Source organism: Methylobacterium sp. Leaf91 (genome assembly GCF_001422815.1).
Classification (GTDB): Bacteria; Pseudomonadota; Alphaproteobacteria; order Rhizobiales; family Beijerinckiaceae; genus Methylobacterium.
Genome location: NZ_LMMP01000001.1, coordinates 560,254 through 577,302 on the forward strand (window position 1 = coordinate 560,254; position 17,049 = coordinate 577,302).

The 17,049-nt window shown below is 65.0% G+C and carries 12 protein-coding genes; 4 read left to right on the plus strand and 8 right to left on the minus strand.

What is annotated here, in order from left to right; genetic code table 11:
- Positions 1 to 162: 162 nt before the first annotated feature.
- Both rho and mnmE read left to right on the plus strand, forming a co-directional pair.
- A complete protein-coding gene (gene rho, locus ASF32_RS02515) occupies positions 163 to 1,506 on the plus strand; it encodes a transcription termination factor Rho (protein ID WP_056423088.1) in 1,344 nt (447 codons plus the stop codon).
- A gap of 217 nt (positions 1,507 to 1,723) precedes the next feature.
- Positions 1,724 to 3,031 (plus strand): tRNA uridine-5-carboxymethylaminomethyl(34) synthesis GTPase MnmE, encoded by a 1,308-nt coding sequence (gene mnmE, locus ASF32_RS02520; protein WP_056423093.1) that lies wholly within the window; start codon positions 1,724 to 1,726, stop codon positions 3,029 to 3,031.
- A gap of 46 nt (positions 3,032 to 3,077) precedes the next feature.
- On the opposite strand, the gene ASF32_RS02525 is transcribed toward mnmE, so the two are convergent.
- From ASF32_RS02525 to leuS, 7 genes are all read right to left on the minus strand, one after another.
- On the minus strand, positions 3,078 to 3,971 hold the full coding sequence (locus ASF32_RS02525) for a ParB/RepB/Spo0J family partition protein (protein WP_056423097.1): 894 nt from the start codon (positions 3,969 to 3,971) through the stop codon (positions 3,078 to 3,080).
- 54 nt (positions 3,972 to 4,025) lie between these two features.
- A complete protein-coding gene (locus ASF32_RS02530; RefSeq protein ID WP_056423099.1) occupies positions 4,026 to 4,868 on the minus strand; it encodes a ParA family protein in 843 nt (280 codons plus the stop codon).
- Entirely contained in the window at positions 4,865 to 5,506 is a 642-nt protein-coding gene (gene rsmG / locus ASF32_RS02535) for a 16S rRNA (guanine(527)-N(7))-methyltransferase RsmG (RefSeq protein WP_156467652.1), read from the minus strand. Before rsmG ends, ASF32_RS02530 begins: the two co-directional genes overlap by 4 nt.
- Positions 5,496 to 7,385 carry a tRNA uridine-5-carboxymethylaminomethyl(34) synthesis enzyme MnmG gene (gene mnmG, locus ASF32_RS02540; protein WP_056423104.1) on the minus strand — a complete coding sequence of 630 codons (1,890 nt, stop codon included), beginning with the start codon at positions 7,383 to 7,385 and terminating at the stop codon, positions 5,496 to 5,498. The genes rsmG and mnmG overlap by 11 nt, the downstream gene beginning before the upstream one ends.
- A 154-nt stretch (positions 7,386 to 7,539) precedes the next feature.
- Positions 7,540 to 8,571 carry a DNA polymerase III subunit delta gene (holA, locus tag ASF32_RS02545; RefSeq protein ID WP_056423107.1) on the minus strand — a complete coding sequence of 344 codons (1,032 nt, stop codon included), beginning with the start codon at positions 8,569 to 8,571 and terminating at the stop codon, positions 7,540 to 7,542.
- Entirely contained in the window at positions 8,568 to 9,119 is a 552-nt protein-coding gene (lptE, locus tag ASF32_RS02550; protein ID WP_056423110.1) for an LPS assembly lipoprotein LptE, read from the minus strand. The genes holA and lptE overlap by 4 nt, the downstream gene beginning before the upstream one ends.
- Before the next feature lie 215 nt (positions 9,120 to 9,334).
- A complete protein-coding gene (leuS, locus tag ASF32_RS02555; RefSeq protein ID WP_056423113.1) occupies positions 9,335 to 11,926 on the minus strand; it encodes a leucine--tRNA ligase in 2,592 nt (863 codons plus the stop codon).
- A 197-nt stretch (positions 11,927 to 12,123) separates the two neighbouring features.
- Between leuS and ASF32_RS02560 the strand changes: the two genes are divergently transcribed.
- Positions 12,124 to 12,843: a YggS family pyridoxal phosphate-dependent enzyme gene (locus ASF32_RS02560; protein WP_056423117.1), complete on the plus strand. Its 720-nt coding sequence runs from the start codon at positions 12,124 to 12,126 to the stop codon at positions 12,841 to 12,843.
- 120 nt (positions 12,844 to 12,963) lie between these two features.
- On the opposite strand, the gene ASF32_RS02565 is transcribed toward ASF32_RS02560, so the two are convergent.
- Positions 12,964 to 15,861, minus strand: coding sequence for a phosphoenolpyruvate carboxylase (locus ASF32_RS02565; protein WP_056423121.1), 2,898 nt, complete (start codon positions 15,859 to 15,861; stop codon positions 12,964 to 12,966).
- Positions 15,862 to 16,276: 415 nt separating this feature from the next.
- On the opposite strand from ASF32_RS02565, the gene ASF32_RS02570 reads away from it, so the two are divergent.
- Positions 16,277 to 17,029, plus strand: a complete 753-nt coding sequence (locus tag ASF32_RS02570) for a hypothetical protein (RefSeq protein WP_244478187.1) — start codon at positions 16,277 to 16,279, stop codon at positions 17,027 to 17,029.
- The last annotated feature ends 20 nt before the right edge of the window (positions 17,030 to 17,049 follow it).

The following is a 17,049-nucleotide window of genomic DNA, read 5'->3' on the forward strand; positions in this document are numbered from 1 at the left end:
CCTTTTACGCCGTGTTGCATCCGAGAGCCATAGGCTCCCCATAGACGATGCGCGGAACCGGTCTTTACCGCTGTTCCGACCACAGGTGCCGACAAGGCATCCGGCGCTCCTCCGACTGTTCAGCCCGATCAACCCTCGTCCATCGTCGGTTCTCATTCTCCCATGACGTCACAGAACGATTCCCTCCTTCCCGTTGATCCGCCGGCAGAGGTCGGATTGGTCGCTGCCGATCTGAGCCCGCATCGCGAGGTCAAACTTCAGGATCTGAAGTCCAAGACCCCGACGGACCTGATCGCTTTCGCGGAGGAGGTCGAGGTCGAGAACGCCTCCACGATGCGCAAGCAGGAGCTCATGTTCTCCATCCTGAAGCAGCTCGCTGCCAAGGAGGTCGAGATCATCGGCGCCGGCACGGTGGAAGTGCTTCAGGACGGGTTCGGTTTCCTGCGTTCGTCTGAATCGAACTATCTGCCCGGCCCCGACGACATCTACATCTCGCCCACCCAGATCCGCCGTTTCGGCCTGCGGACCGGCGATACCGTGGAGGGGCCGATCCGCGGCCCGAAGGATGGCGAGCGCTACTTCGCTCTGCTCAAGGTGAACACGATCAACTTCGAGAACCCGGAGAAGATCAAGCACAAGGTCCATTTCGACAACCTGACGCCGCTCTTCCCGACGCAGCGCTTCAAGCTCGAACTCGACGCTCCGCCGAAGAAGGACTTCTCGCCGCGTATCATCGACATCGTCGCGCCCATCGGTAAGGGCCAGCGCGCTCTCATCGTGGCGCCGCCGCGTACCGGCAAGACCGTGCTGATGCAGAACATCGCGCAGTCGATCACCATCAACCACCCGGAATGCTACCTCATCGTGCTGCTCATCGACGAGCGTCCCGAGGAAGTCACCGACATGATCCGCTCGGTGAAGGGCGAGGTCATCGCCTCCACCTTCGACGAGCCGGCCACCCGCCACGTTCAGGTCGCCGAGATGGTGATCGAGAAGGCCAAGCGCCTCGTGGAGCATGGCCGTGACGTGGTCATCCTGCTCGATTCGATCACCCGTCTCGGCCGCGCCTACAACACCGTGGTGCCGTCCTCCGGTAAGGTGCTCACCGGTGGTGTGGATGCCAACGCGCTCCAGCGGCCGAAGCGCTTCTTCGGTGCCGCTCGCAACATCGAGGAGGGCGGCTCGCTCTCGATCATCGCCACCGCGCTCATCGATACCGGTTCGCGCATGGACGAGGTGATCTTCGAGGAGTTCAAGGGTACCGGCAACTCCGAGATCATTCTCGACCGCAAGGTCTCCGACAAGCGCATCTTCCCCGCGATCGACATCACCCGCTCAGGCACCCGCAAGGAAGAGCTTCTGGTGCCGCCGGATTCGCTCAAGAAGACCTACGTGCTGCGCCGCATCCTCAACCCGATGGGCGTCACGGACGCCATCGAGTTCCTCATGGACAAGCTGCGCCAGACCAAGAGCAACAACGACTTCTTCGACTCGATGAATACCTGAGGGAAGCTAAATCTCTCTTCCCTTCTGTGCCTGCGGGGTATCGAGGTTTTCCCTCTTGCGCGTTGAAGGTTCTCGTTCGGGTCCCTCCTTCGCGCAAGATCCGCTAGCGCGAGTCTCAAGCGTGCCGCTCAATGAGAATGGTTTCCAAAAGAAACCATTCTTTTCGTCGGCTATAGAGCGGACCGACATGGGACCTACGCGGCGTCGTGGTTGAGCTATGAACGACGGCACTACCATTTTCGCGCCCGCCAGCGGTTTCGGACGTGCGGCCGTCGCCGTCATTCGAATCAGCGGACCTGCCACAGCCGACCTGGTCACGAGCGTCGCGAAGCGACTGCCACCCCCTCGGCGCTTATCTCTTCGGACTCTCCGCGAACCCACGACCGGCGAACCACTCGATTCCGCCCTCGTGGCGTGGATGCCGGGACCTGCGACGTTCACCGGCGAAGATATGGCCGAACTCCACCTCCATGGTGGCCTCGCGGTGCGCTCCGCTGTCATGGCCGCGCTTGCTGCTCATCCCGGATGCCATATCGCCGAACCTGGTGCGTTCAGCCGACGTGCCGTGGAGAACGGTCGGATGGACCTGACCGCCGTCGAGGGTGCGGCAGATCTCATCGATGCGGAGACAGAAGCGCAACGACGCCAAGCTCTGCGTCAACTCGACGGAGTCCTGGGTCGTAAGGTGGCCGATTGGCGTGATCGTCTCATCGATCTCCTGGCCGGAGCCGAGGCCGCCCTCGATTTCGCCGATGAGGGCGATGTGGATGATTCCGCGCTTGATGCGGCGCTTCATGCCAAGGCTCGCGCCATCCGTGACGACATCGATCACGCTCTCGCCGATAGCCGGCGGGGAGAGCGTCTGCGGGAGGGCTACGTCGTGGTTCTCTCAGGGCCGCCCAATGCCGGCAAGTCCACGCTGCTCAATGCTCTGAGCCAGCGCGATGCCGCGATCGTTTCTGCCATTCCAGGCACGACCCGCGACCTTATCGAGATTCGTTGCGATCTCGGCGGGCTGCCGATCATCATCGTGGATACGGCCGGCTTGCGGGATACGACCGATCCAGTCGAGGCCGAAGGCATCCGGCGCACCCGCAACCGGATGGACCAAGCCGATCTCGTCCTTGCGCTCCAGCCAAATGACGAACCACACGACCCAGCGAACGTCCTGCCAGATCGCACGATCCGGGTTCAAACGAAGTCGGATTTGGGCGTTGCCGTGAATGGGGTACTCGCCGTATCCGCGTTGACCGGTGCGGGTATCGACAACCTGCTACGCTTCATTGAAGCGAGGGCGGAGCAAGCCCTTGGCGGCGGCGATGCTCTCATTACTCGCCAGCGGCACCGCGATGGGTTGACCCGCTGCAGCCGTCACCTCTCCAGGATCTTGTCGGGCCCTGCCCTTCCGGAGTTGCTCGCTGAGGATCTGAGGCTTGCCGTTCGCGCCTTGGGCGAGGTCGCCGGTCGGGTCGGCGTCGAGGATATGCTCGATCGCCTCTTCTCCGGGTTCTGTATCGGTAAGTGACGGGTGGCGCCAAGGCTGGTGGTCCCTGGCCGTTCGCTGCGGGAAGCTAGGCCCCGTTCGAGATCTCGAAACGGCGACACAGGGCGTCGAGCTCTTCCGGCGTTTCGTAGCGGATGCGAATTTCCCCGCTGCCTTGAGTCTTCGACTTTAGCGATACCGTGACGCCAAGCGCGCGCGCCATGGCTTGCTCCAGGCTACGGACCTGCCCATCGCGCTCTGGCTTGCGCGGACGTCCCGGGCGGGGGGCGTCGCCTTCCGGCACTTCAGCTGAGGCCAGGGCCTCGACCTCACGGACGGACAACCCTTCAGCCACGATCCGTCGCGCGACGGCTTCGGGCTCCCGCACCGCGAGAAGAGCGCGGGCGTGACCGGCTGTGATCTCCCCAGCGACGACTCGGTCCTGGATCGCGCTGGACAATTGCAGCAGACGCAACGTGTTGGCGAGATGGCTGCGGCTCTTTCCGATGATTTCGGCGAGCTCCGTTTGGCTATAGCGAAACTCGCTCATGAGCCGCTCATAACCAGCCGCCTCTTCGATGGCGTTGAGATCACTGCGCTGGACGTTCTCGAGAATGGCGTATTCGAGGGAGGTCCGATCGTCGATCTCGACGACAACGACGGGGGCCTCGTGCAGCCCGGCACGCTGAGCGGCGCGCCAACGACGCTCGCCGGCGACGATCTCATAGGTATCCGGAACGCCTGCCAGAGCGCGGACCACGATAGGCTGAATGATGCCGCGGATTTTGATCGAAGCAGCTAGCTCGTCGAGTTCGGCTTCGTGGAAGCGCCGACGCGGGTTTCGCGGATTTGGGCGCAGAAATTCGACGGCGACCTTGCGCTGTGCCTGCGGCTTCCCCGCATCGCCGCTATCGTCGCCGAAATCTCCGATCAGGGCCGCAAGCCCACGCCCGAGTCGAGGCCGCGCCACATCATCCGCCATCGCCACCTGCTTCAACTCCGATACGCTACGCATTCACGAAAAAGAACGAGCGACCTACGCCGCGACTGGAAGCCGCCCCTCGCGTTGGATCACTTCCGAGGCCAGGCGCAGATAGGCCTGCGAGCCGGCGCATTTCAGGTCGTAGAGCAACACCGGCTTGCCATGCGACGGGGCCTCCGAAACGCGGACGTTGCGTGGAATCGTGGTCTCGTAGACCTTGTCGCCGAGGAAGCTACGGACATCGGCCGCAACCTGATTCGAGAGGTTGTTGCGCGGATCCACCATAGTCAGCACCACACCCTGAATGGTGAGACGCGGATTGAGCGCGCTGCGGACCTGATCGACAGTGCGCAGGAGTTGGCTCAACCCTTCCAGGGCGAAGAACTCGCATTGCATGGGCACGAGCACGGCATCGGCGGCTGCCAGGGCATTGATCGTCAGCAGGTTCAAGGAAGGAGGACAATCGATCAGGACATAGGTCACGCCCTCGGTGGCACCGGCCTTACCGAGATCGATCATGGCGTTGCGCAAGCGGTGAGCCCTGTCGGAGGAACTCGCCATTTCCAATTCGAGGCCAAGAAGATCCATCGTCGAGGGGGCGAGAAGCAGCCGCGGTACGGCCGTGGGCACTACCGCTTGGGCCAGGGACGCATCGCCGGCGAGCACGTGGTAGGTCGACAGCTTGCGCGAGCGGCGGTCGATGCCGAGCCCGGTGGAAGCGTTTCCCTGCGGATCGAGGTCGATCACCAAGACGCGTTCACCGATAGCAGCGAGCGCGGTACCGAGATTGATGGCTGTCGTCGTCTTGCCGACACCGCCCTTCTGGTTGGCCAAAGCAAGGATGCGCAACGGCCGCTCGGGCGTCGCCCTGGAGGCGGAGGAGGGTTCGATGGTCATGAATCCACGCGGGAGAGGGCGGTGACGCGGACGATCCGCGCGTCCGACTCAGTACGGCTCGTCACCAGATCGTAAACGAATCTCCACCGTTGCGCTGCATTGGTCAATTCCGCCTGCGCATCACGGCCCTTCGGAAACAGCGCGATGGTGCCTGTTGTCAACAGCGGTTCCGTCCATTCGAGCAATTGGGGGAGGGGAGCCAAAGCACGGGCGCAGACGGCGTGAACTCCAACGTGTTCGGCGATAGCGTCCTCGATGCGGACGTTGCGAACCCGCGCCGGAGCTTTCGTCAATCGGGCCGCCTCCGTGAGAAAAGCGCATTTGCGCGCATTGCTCTCGATCAGGTCCACCTGAAAACCCGGCCGATCACGTCCTGCGATAGCCAAGATGAGGCCAGGAATTCCTGCCCCCGAACCGAGATCGAGCCACTTGCTGACGTCGGGAGCGAGATCGAGCAGTTGGAGCGCGTCGGCGATGTGACGGGTCCAAACCTCCGTGAGTGTGGCGGGACCGACGAGGTTCTTGACGCTTTGCCACCTCCTTAGCTGCTCGACATAGATGTCCAAAGCCTCGGCTGTTTCACGTGAAACATTTGCCTGGGCCAGAACGCGAGTTCGGTCGTCATGCCTAGCGGCCATGGACAGCCGCCGGATTGGAGCGGTCGGCGCGGCGAGCATGGGCTGCCAGCAACGTCAGCGCAGCAGGAGTCACGCCCTCGATCCGTGCAGCCTGACCAAGCGTTCCGGGCCTCACCGTTTCGAGTTTGGCCTGCATCTCATTGGACAAGCCGGGAATGGTGCCATAGTCGAGCTTCGTTGGAAGCGACAGGGCCTCGTCTCGTCGGAAAGCCGCGATGTCGGCATTCTGGCGATCAAGATAGACGGCATAGGTCGCATCCGTTTGGAGGCGATCCGCGATACGAGGAGACACGCTCCGAAGCTCGGGCCACACCTCGGTCAGACGGTCCCAGCCGATTTCTGGATAGGAGAGCAATTGAAAGGCACTTCGGCGAATGCCGTCCTGATTAAGCGCGATCTCATGCCGAGCCGCTGCGGCCGGTGTAAGGCTGAGCCTATCGAGTTGCCCCCGTGCTGCCTCCAGTTCACCTTGTGACCGAGCGAAATGCTCGGCCCTCTCGGAGCCGACACAGCCGAGAGCAGCCCCGCGCGGGGTCAGGCGCTCATCGGCATTGTCAACGCGGAGGGACAGCCGATATTCCGAGCGCGAAGTGAACATGCGATAAGGTTCGCTGACGCCGTGGGTCACGAGATCGTCGATCATCACCCCAAGATACGATTCGGCCCGGTCGAAGCGCGACAGGGTCGATCCCCCGGCGAGCCGGGCGGCATTGATCCCAGCCACCAGTCCTTGCCCCGCGGCCTCCTCGTAGCCGGTCGTGCCGTTGATCTGTCCAGCAAGGAACAGGCCGGGCAGTCGCTTGGCCTGGAGGGTCGTGTCGAGCTCGCGGGGATCGACGTAGTCATACTCGATGGCATAGCCGGGTCGCACGATGGCCGCGCGTTCAAGGCCGGGGATCAGTGCGATGACATCGCGCTGAACGCTCTCCGGCAGCGCGGTGGAAATACCGTTGGGATAGACGGTCGGGTCGTCCAGCCCCTCGGGTTCCAGGAAGATCTGGTGACCTTCGCGGTCTCCGAAGCGCACCACCTTGTCTTCGATGGACGGACAGTAACGCGGCCCCCGGCTGCTGATCCCCCCCGAATACATCGGCGAGCGGTGAAGATTCGCACGGATGAGATCGTGCACCGCCTGGGTCGTACGCGTGATGCCGCACTGGATCTGAGGCGTGGTGATCCGTTCCGTGAGGGTCGAGAACGGCACAGGATCGTCATCGGCCGACTGCATGTCGAGGCCCGACCAATCAATGGTGCGGCCATTGAGACGGGCAGGGGTGCCGGTCTTGAGACGTCCGAGCGCAAAGCCCAGCCGGTCCAGCGTCTGGGCGAGGCCGATGGATGGCCCCTCCCCGACGCGCCCGGCGGGAATCTGCACTTCTCCCATATGGATGAGGCCTCGAAGAAACGTGCCGGTGGTCAGCACGACAGCGGAGCAGGCAACCGTTCTCCCATCCGACAGAATCACCCCGGCGACCCGCGCGGCCGCAACGTGAATATCCCCGACTTCACCCTCGATGACATGAAGGTTCGCGGTGCTGGCGACGGCTTCTTGGATGGCCCGCGCATAGAGCTTGCGGTCGGCCTGGGTGCGCGGTCCGCGCACTGCCGGCCCCTTGCGTCGGTTGAGCAGGCGGAACTGAATGCCAGCTGCATCGGCGGCACGACCCATCAGTCCGTCGAGGGCATCGACCTCGCGAACGAGATGACCCTTGCCGAGACCGCCGATGGCCGGGTTGCAGGACATCGCGCCGATCGTGGCAGCTGAATGCGTGACGAGGGCGGTACGGGCGCCGATGCGGGCTGCAGCAGCAGCGGCTTCCACGCCAGCATGGCCGCCGCCGACCACGACCACGTCGAAGGAAAGACTTGTCTGGGACATAGGGTGATTAGGCGCGACCGGAGCGAGTCGTCAACGAGGAGTGCGAGGGTATCCCATCCGCTGCCGAATCTTGCCGATTCACATTCGAAGTCGAAGCCCGTCCTGCCATGGAGGCATCGCGGGAAGGACGATCGGAGACGGACGACAGATCGCGTCAGCCACGCCGACGCGCCGCCTCCGTGGCGATGCGCAGGAGCGTCGCGGAAGCATGGGCATGGGCGAGGTCAGGCGGGGAGCGTCGACAGGCGAGCACGGCCTCCTGAAGCAACTGCACGGCGTGGCGGAGGGCAACGGGAGACCAGCGCCCAAGCTGGGCTTCGACGAGCGCCTTACGACGGAAATGCAGCCCACGCCAATTGCCAACCATCATGCTCGGACTCTGTCCTTCACCTGCAATCCGTGTCGACAGCAGAGTAAGAGCGTGGCGCAGCGCAGAGCCAAGCATCATCGACGGATCCATACCTTCGTGCCGGAAGCGGCGGTAATCCCGTTCGACCTCCTCGCTCCGTCCGACGAAGGCGGCATCGATCAGCGTATTGAGGACACTGCCGGCGACGTCGCTGATCACGGCCTCCACATCGTCCAGGGTAATCTCGGTGTGGCCCCTGGCATAGAGGGCCAGTTTCTCGATCTCCGACAGGCTCGCTCGACGATCACCGCCCAGGCTCATCGCCAGGATGTCGCGCGCCTCGCGGGCGATCCGCTGGCCATTCTCCTGAAGCGTGCGGTCGATAAGCTCCGCCAGGGCCCGCTCGTCATCGGCGTAGCAGGGCAGGGCGAGCGCCCGTGTGGATTTCTCGCAGAGTGTTCGCAACGGTGCGCTCTTTGCGAGGTCTCCCGCCTCTACGACGATGCGGGCGCCGGCGATCTCTGCCTTCAATGCCGCGTCCACGGCCGGGGCGTAATTGCGGCTTCCGGCCCGTACCCAGATGCTACGCTGACCGCCGAACAGGCCGACGGTGCCGGCCTCGTCCACGAGGCGACCTGCATCCGAGGCGAGGGTATCGCCATCGATCTTGACCAGCGCAAAAGGATCGGAGGGATCGGTGACGAAGCTCTCGGCCAGACGCTTGGCGCGCTCGAAGACCAGGCCGGTATCCGGTCCGTAGACGAGGATCACCGCGATCTGCGACGCAGGTCCGCGTCGCAGCAGCGCTTCGATATCGCCAGCCTTTACGGCGGTCAGGGCTTGGTCACCAGCACGGATGCGACCCGCGTCTTGATCTGGTCGGCCAAGGTCTTTGCCAGCCGGATCTCGGCATCACGGGCCGCACGCAGCGAGGCGAAGCGCTGGATCGAGCGGTCATAGGTCGTGGTGGCGACGGCCACACCATCTGTAATGATCTTCGAACCGTCCAGGGATTCGAGCGAGAAGCGGATGGTGCCCACGAGGGTGCCGGCCTCTGCGCGTCCAGTCTGTGACGACACGATGGGGGTCTTCACGGATTCGCTGCCCTGCATCTTCAGGCGGTAGCGCTTGGGAGAAGGCTGGCCCGAACCATCGAGATCGAAGATGAGTTCGCTACGCAGATAATGGCCGAGCCGCTCCTGCCCAGCAGCGGTGGAGACGTCGTCGACTTGGATCGAGGCGAGGAGCGCGGCCATAGGCTCGCCCGACGCGGTCGGTCCATAGAGCGGGCGAAAGCAGGCCGAGAGATTGACGGCCATGAGAGAGACCAACGCGACTTTTGCCGCGCGGGACCGTACCGCCTGTCTCAGCCCATGGATCATCATCGCAGCAATGCTCTCCGTCCGGTCTCGCTCTTTACGGCGATCCCGCCTGTCGCGTCACCTGTATAAGCGGCAAGCTTTACGATTCCTCTGCGGCAGGACGATGGTGATGCCCGAAACGACATCGCCCTGGAAGGGGCGTCCTTCGTCCTGCCGCCATGCAAAGTCTCGCCCTGCCCGGGCCTTGGCGAGGTCTGACGTGCGAAGCCGTGCCCCGCTCACACCACGAGATTCACGATCCGGCCGGGCACGACGATCACTTTGCGGGGGGCACGGCCTTCGAGAGCCTTCTGCACGGCCTCGTCGGCCAGAACGAGAGCTTCCACCGCGGCGGTGTCGGCCGTGCGCGGCACGGTGACATCTGCCCGCTTCTTCCCGTTGAGCTGAACGGGGAGGGTGATCTCGTCCTCCACAAGCAGGGCACGATCGACCACCGGCCACGCGGCTTGAGCGGCCAGTCCCTGCCGTCCGAGGGCCGACCAGCATTCCTCGGCCAGATGCGGCATCATCGGCGCAACGAGCTGCGTGAGGATGCCCGCCGCTTCCGTCGCCGCATCGCGCGAGATGGTAGCCGTACGGATCGCTTCATCGAGGGCGTTCGATAGCGTGTAGATATGGGCGACGCAGCGGTTGAAGCGGAGGCGCTCCACATCCTCTTCCACCGCAGCAAGAGCCTTATGGGCGGCCTTGCGAAGCGCAGCGTCCGACGCTCCGCTCGCTGCCGGTACGCCCACCGCAAGGGAGACCAAGCGCCAGACTCGCTGAACGAAGCGGGCCGCGCCCTGCACTCCATCCTCCGTCCAGATCACGTCACGCTCGGGCGGAGAATCGGACAGCATGAACCAGCGAGCGGTATCGGCCCCGTAGCTCGCGATGATGTCGTCCGGGTCCACCACGTTCTTCTTAGACTTCGACATCTTCTCGATGGAGCCGATAGCGATCGGCGCATCTGTTTTCACGTGAAACGCTTGGCGCCCGCCGCCCTCGGCGGTGATGCGGATATCCGCAGGCTGAACCCATGCGCCCGCTGCGTCCTTGTAGGTCTCGTGGACGACCATGCCCTGCGTGAACAGGCCGGCGAATGGCTCCGAGACCCCGGACCAGCCCGTCGCCTGCATCGCCCGTGTGAAGAAGCGGGCGTAGAGCAGATGTAGGATCGCGTGCTCGATGCCGCCGATATACTGATCCACCGCCAGCCAGTGATCGACCGCGGAACGGTCGGTCGGCGCATCCTTCAGCCAGGGAGCGGTGAAGCGGGCGTAGTACCAGGACGAATCCACGAAGGTGTCCATCGTGTCGGTCTCGCGCCGAGCGGCAGTGCCGCAGCGCGGGCAGGGCACGTTACGCCAAGCATGGTCGCGTTCCAGCGGATTGCCGGGTGTGTCGAACGAGACCTCGTCGGGCAATTTCACCGGCAGGTCGGAGACCGGCACCGGCACCGGACCGCAGGAATCGCAATGGATGATGGGAATTGGGCAGCCCCAATAGCGCTGGCGCGAGACGCCCCAATCCCGCAAGCGGAACTGAACCTTGCGCGCCGCCACCGGCTCACCGTCCAGGATCTCGCCCTCCAAGCGGTTGGCCACGGCATGGAACGCTTCGTCCGTCGTCATGTCGTCGAGGAAGCGCGAATTGATCATCCGTCCATCGCCGTCATAGGCGGTGTCGGTGACGACGAAGCTCGCCGCGTCCTGCCCCTCCGGACAGACGACAGGCGTATTGCCGAGGCCGTACTTGTTGGAGAAGTCGAGGTCGCGCTGGTCGTGAGCCGGACAGCCGAACACGGCGCCGGTGCCGTAATCCATCAGGACGAAATTCGCCACGTAGACGGGCAGCAGCCAGGACGGGTCGAGGGGGTGGCGCACCCGCAACCCCGTATCGAAGCCGAGCTTCTCCGCCGTGTCGATCGCGGCCTGAGCCGTACCGGTTCGGCGGCATTCCTCGATGAAGCTCTGGAGTTCGGGCCGCATGGCAGCAACCGATGCCGCGACGGGGTGGTCCGCCGCAATCGCCAGGAACCTCGCGCCGAACAGCGTGTCGGGCCGGGTGGTATAGACCTTGATCTCGCCGTCACGGCCATCGAACGCAAAGCGGACCTCGAGCCCTTCGGAACGTCCGATCCAGTTCTTCTGCATCACCCGGACCTTCTCCGGCCAACGCTCCAGGCCGTCGAGTGCGTCGTAGAGATCCTGCGCGAAATCGGTGATCTTGAAGAACCACTGGGTCAGCTCGCGCTGCTCTACCAGCGCGCCCGAGCGCCAGCCGCGCCCGTCGATGACCTGCTCGTTGGCCAGCACGGTATGGTCCACGGGGTCCCAGTTCACCTTGGCCGTGCGGCGGGTGACGAGTCCCTTGTCGAGGAAGTCGAGGAACATACGCTGCTGGTGCTTGTAGTAGTCGGGATCGCAGGTCGCGATCTCCCGGCTCCAGTCGAGGGACAGGCCCATGCTCTGCAGCTGGCCGCGCATGGTGGCGATGTTGGCATAGGTCCAGTCGCGCGGGTTGACCTTGCGCTCCATGGCGGCGTTCTCGGCCGGCAAGCCGAACGCATCCCAACCCATCGGATGGAGCACGGCGAACCCCTTCGCGCGCTTATAGCGGGCCACCACGTCACCCATTGCGTAGTTGCGGACGTGGCCCATATGAATGCGCCCCGACGGGTAGGGGAACATCTCCAGCACGTAGTATTTCGGTCTCGGGTCGTCGTTGCGCGTGGCGTAGATGCCGTGCGCGGCCCAGGCCTCCTGCCAGCGCGGCTCGGCATCCTTGGCGTTGTAGCGCTCGGGAACGGGCATGGGGGAGGAGGTCATGAGAGGAACTCTGAGATACGGGCCAGGATGGCCTGGCAAGGCGCCTCACGCGGCGCCGGAGAGGTTGGATGCCGGACTAACACGGCCTGTTTGCCGGTCAACAGAGCCGTCACCGCCAAAGCCCGGCGCTTGCGGACCACGTTGCGGGTGTTAGGTCAGGCAGGACCTGCCCTTCCTCTCAAGGCCGACGAGACATCATGCCCGACTCTACCCCGCCGAGATACGCTCATCCGCACGCGGCCGACGTCGTCGCCGGCTTGAAGGCCGTGCGCGAGACCATCGTCCAGGCGGCCCAGGATTCCGAGCGGGATCCGGCCGAGATTTCGCTGGTGGCCGTCTCGAAGCTCATCGATGCGGATGGGATCATCCCCGCCCTAGAGGCAGGTCATCGGGTTTTCGGCGAGAATTACGTTCAGGAATCGAAGGCGAAATGGCCGGCTTTGCGTGAGCGCTTTCCCGATGTGGAGCTTCATCTCGTTGGGCCGCTCCAATCGAACAAGGCGCGCGAGGCGGTGGAATTGTTCGACGTGATCCATGCCCTCGACAGGCTGTCACTGGCGGCGGCCCTGGCCAAGGAGATCGACCGTACCGGGCGGACGCCAAAGCTGCTGGTTCAGGTCAATACCGGTGACGAACCGCAGAAGGCCGGCGTCTCGCCGTCACAGGTGGATGTTCTTCTCAGCGAATGCCGTGAGACCCACGGCCTGGCGATCAACGGTCTCATGTGCATTCCCCCCGCCGAGGACCCGCCGTCGGCGCATTTCGCCCTCCTGGCCCGCATCGCCGAGCGCCACAATCTACCCATCCTCTCCATGGGCATGAGCGCGGATTTCCCGGCGGCGATCCAGATGGGAGCCACGCATATCCGCGTCGGCACAGCGATCTTCGGCGAAAGGCCGCGCCCCGCCGGAGCGTGATGCGGTTCCAAGTGGGTTAGCCGGCCGGGAAGGGGGCTGGTTGGTGAGGAATGGAACGCCCTTCCCCACCGGCGCCAGCTTTCCCGGGCCTGCGGAGCGGAGCCCGGGATTCGCCGCACCCTAGCCGAATGCGCCCACCTCATGCTGGATCATGCCCGACAACTCGCGGACACGAGCGAAGGACTGGCGGATCGGGCCGAAGATCGTCTTGTGCTCCGATTCATAGGTTCCGACATCGCGCGGGCCGGCGGGCTCACCGAAATTGAGCCCGAGAGTCGGGTCCGGCGTGATCGGAAAGATTTCGTCGAGCATGGCGAGGCAGCCGTCTATGTCGAGGCGCAGGAAGCGCTCGATCAGCTGCTCGCGAGTGATGCCCGATTGCGGGCGGAAGCCCGGAATGTGCACCGCCAGGAACCAGATCCGGTGGATCAGGGCGAGTCGCAGGGCATGAAGCATGGTCAGCCGCACCGACATCTTGCCGAGGTCCGGGGCGGCGGATTGCAGACTCAACCAGTCGCTGGTGAGGCGGCCGAACAGACGGCGCAGATCGGGTGCAAGCCGCAGGCGGTCGAGGGCGGTGGCGATGACGAGGAGTTCGTCGCGCCGGTCGTCGCGCTGTGTGCGCCGTGCCCGTTCGAGCCACATGGCCGGGTCGAGCGTATCGATATAGGCGCGGAGCACATCGAGGTCGCCCACCGCCGAGGCATGCTGGGCGAGGCGGAACGCGCGCGAGAACCGAACCGAATCGCGGCGCATGTCACGGAACAGATCCGGTGCGCGGCTCGCCGCCCGGCCGAGGCCGTGGAGCGAATTCGCGAGATACCCGAGCTGATGCAGGATCGCGTTGTTGGGAATCGCCCGCATCTGGCGGGGATGGGTGATCATGCTGGGGCCGCCGCTATCGGTCTGGCGGGCCACGGGACGCGAGCCGGTGCGGTCGAGCAGGCTCGGGCCGAACGTGCCCAGCAGCGCCGCGTAGCCGGGATCATCCACCAGGGCTTCCATGTCCTGCCGGGCCACGGTGAAGAACTCGGCGGCGAAATCGGCCTCACCGTAGATCGGGTCATCGGTCTCGTCGGCGCCCGGCGCGTCGGACAGAACATAATCGGCAAAGGAATCGTCGTCGGCCGTATCGAAGGCGAAGACGTGTTCGGCGATCCGCTCCACCGTCGAGCGGGCAAGGGCCTGGGTGCCGAACATGAGGTAGCCGTCCGAGCCCTGGAAGCTCGATTCCAGCCGCACCTTGATGCCGGCCTTGCGATTCCGATGTCGCGAATCCTCCGGGGCCAGATAGGCGAGGCGGTCCCTAAGTGAGGTCGGATGGGCACCGCGGCCGATCGATTCGCCGTGGGTATCGAAGATCGCCAGTTCGATGCCGGACAGGCCGTTCTGCGTCATCAGGTCGGTGATGCGCAGGCGCAGGCGCTCGATCCAGAAACTCGCGGCGAGCTGGCCGACATAGCGCCCCGAATCCGAGTAGCCGAACTGCACGGTCAGTCGGCCGATGCGCTTGAGATAGGCGCGCCAATGCGGGTTGCGCAGGGCGTCGTCGAGCACGCGGATGCCTTGCTCCAGGGCGCTCGCCGTCTCGAAGAGCGGCGTGATCTCGACCTTGTCGCTGATCCCGTAATGCCGGGCCAGCCAGAGGGCGGCGAGAAGGGTGTAGCCGGTCTCCGTCTCGGCGATGAGGAAGCGCACCGGATGGGTGCCGTCCACGTGCTTCAGGATCTGCGCGATGGTCATCATCAGGCGCGCGGCCGAGGCACGCTCGGCGGCGAGCGCGCCGAAATCCACGGCCACCGGCTGCACATCGTTGAGAAGGGCATGGATGGTGGCGAGATGCGAGCGCCGATGGGCCGCGTCCGTCGGTTCGCCGTCGAGATCGATGACCCGGCGCACGGCATTGTGGATCTGGCTGGCGTTCAACCGGAAATGCGGCAGGGCGTTCGACAGGCCGTGTGTCGCGATGCCGGACCGCAGGAGGGCAATGGCGCGCCTGTCCTCGTCGCTTTCCACGCCGCCGATGGCTCCGGCGAGGCCGGCCAGGATCGGTCCGGAATCGGTCTGGGCCCGCTCGCGCTCGATGATGAGCGCCAGCGAGAAGCGGTGCACAGCCTCCAGGGTAGGTTTGGTCCCGAGGCGCGGGGCGACGGCGAGCTGCCGGTTCACGGCCGCCAGCGCGCCTTGCGTCAGCTCACGCACGACGTTCGTGGCGGGTACGACTGGGAGGTGGCGCATGACCCTGTCGAGCTGCATCCGCTTCGATTCCAGGCGATAGCGCAGGGTGTCCCACCAGCCGATATCGGTGCGCCCATCCGTGTCGCAGCCGACCCAGGATGCGATGGCGAAGGGTTTGGGCACCAACTCGGTCCAGCGGTCGGGCCAGCGCGCGCGGGCCGCATCAAGCAGGGCTGCGTTGAAGCTGTCCAAGGCCGTACGACCGTGATTGGCCGCGAGGCAGGCTTGTTCGAATTCATCGTCGAGGCTGATCTTTGCATCCGGCCGGGTCGAGAGGGCCGCGGCTTTCTCGAGCAGGGGCAGGCGTGCTGCCTCGCTGTCCTGCGACGCAGCTTCGGCGACGAGCGCCGCCACAGCCTTCGGCATCCCGAATGTCGGGTGGGCAGTGAACACCACGGCGAAGCCGGTACGGCCGACGAGGTCGCGGAAGGTCTCGAAATCCCCCGTCCCTTTCGGAATCGCAGCCACGAGACGGGCAGGCATCGTGTTGTCCGCCGATGTCTGGGTGTCCCGGTCCAGCCCGACATAGCCGCGCAGGCGCTCGGCCCGAGCGATCAGCGATTGTGCGCGCAGGCGGGTGAACAGGCCGTCGAGGTCGTCGTCGTCGATCTCTTCGCGGTCGAAGCGTCGGGTAATCGCGAGCGTCACCGCCAGGACGGGATTGCGGAACGGATCCTCGCTCGACCGCTCGCGAGATTCCTCGATGAGGGCGATGAGATCCTGTTCCAGCTCGCCGGGATCGGGCACCGCATTGGCTGGGCTGCGGTCAAGCATGCGCATCGATCGACCTTGTCTGGACAGAAGAAAGAGGACGGCCCCGGAGTCGAGTCGCCTTAGAACAGGTTGGGCATCGCGCCGAAGACATGCGTGCATGACGACCCGTCATCCACCGACGGATGGCTTGGCCGAACAGCGTCACCACCGTGCAAAGCCAATCCGTCCGCATGGTTTCGGCTCCACGTTCCCTCGGCGCAAGGGGTCGAAACGAGACGCAAGGACCGTTCCGACCACGGTAACCCGAAGTGCTATGCCCGGCCCTTGTGCGAAAGCGCTCCTGTGGTGCGAGACAGGTGGATGCAACCCGGTTCCGGCTGGGGTAACCCTCTGGGCCATGCAGATCCGTCCGATCCCGTCCTGTCCTCCCGGCGACCCGAGCTCCGTGTTTCGGGCTCGGAGGATGCGGAGCGGGAGCCGCTTGGCGCTGGTCTCCTGCGTTGCCCTCTTATGCGGGATGCTGGGAGCCGCTCCCGGACTCGCGCAAGAAGACGCCGCCGCACCGCTGGGCGAGGCCGAGGCACCGGCCCCCAAGCCTAAGCCGAAACCAAAGCCCAAGCCCAAACCGAAACCCGTCGCCAAACCTGCCGAGGCGCCCGATGCTCCTCCGGCCGCGCCCCTGCCGATGCCGGCAGCCAATCTCGCTCCCGTGAAGCTGCCCGAGCTCATCGTCGTCTGCGACAACGGTCAGGGTGCGTTCTACGAAGGGCAGGGCGCGGTCTCGCTCTGGGTGACGCGGAGCGGCACGATCACCGTCGACAACCCGCTTCGCCCCCTGACGCCGGAGGCTACCCGCGTGCTGCAGGTCGTCATCGGCAACAAGGCCGCCACCGCCTTCGGCCCCGACCTCCTGGCCCTGCGCCGGGGCGGCAGCCCCGCAGCCCTGGAGGCGACGATAGGCGGACCGGTCCGCTGGGACGAGCAACTCACGGTCCTGCCCGATTTTCTCAACATCGTCTCCGAAGCGGGCGAGGTCCTGGCGCGCCTCGATTACAGCCGCTGCGGCGATGCCCCGGAGGTCAAGGCGGCGCCAGTCGCCAAGGCGAAGCCCAAACCCGTTGCCAAATCACCGCGCCCGCCCAAGGCCTCCGCCGCCGAGGGAGCGGGGCGAGGGGAGGGCGCGGCCCCTCGCGGTCTTCAATTGCCGCAGGGCGCCATTCCGGCCGGCCAATAATGATCGCGGGACGAGGGAGA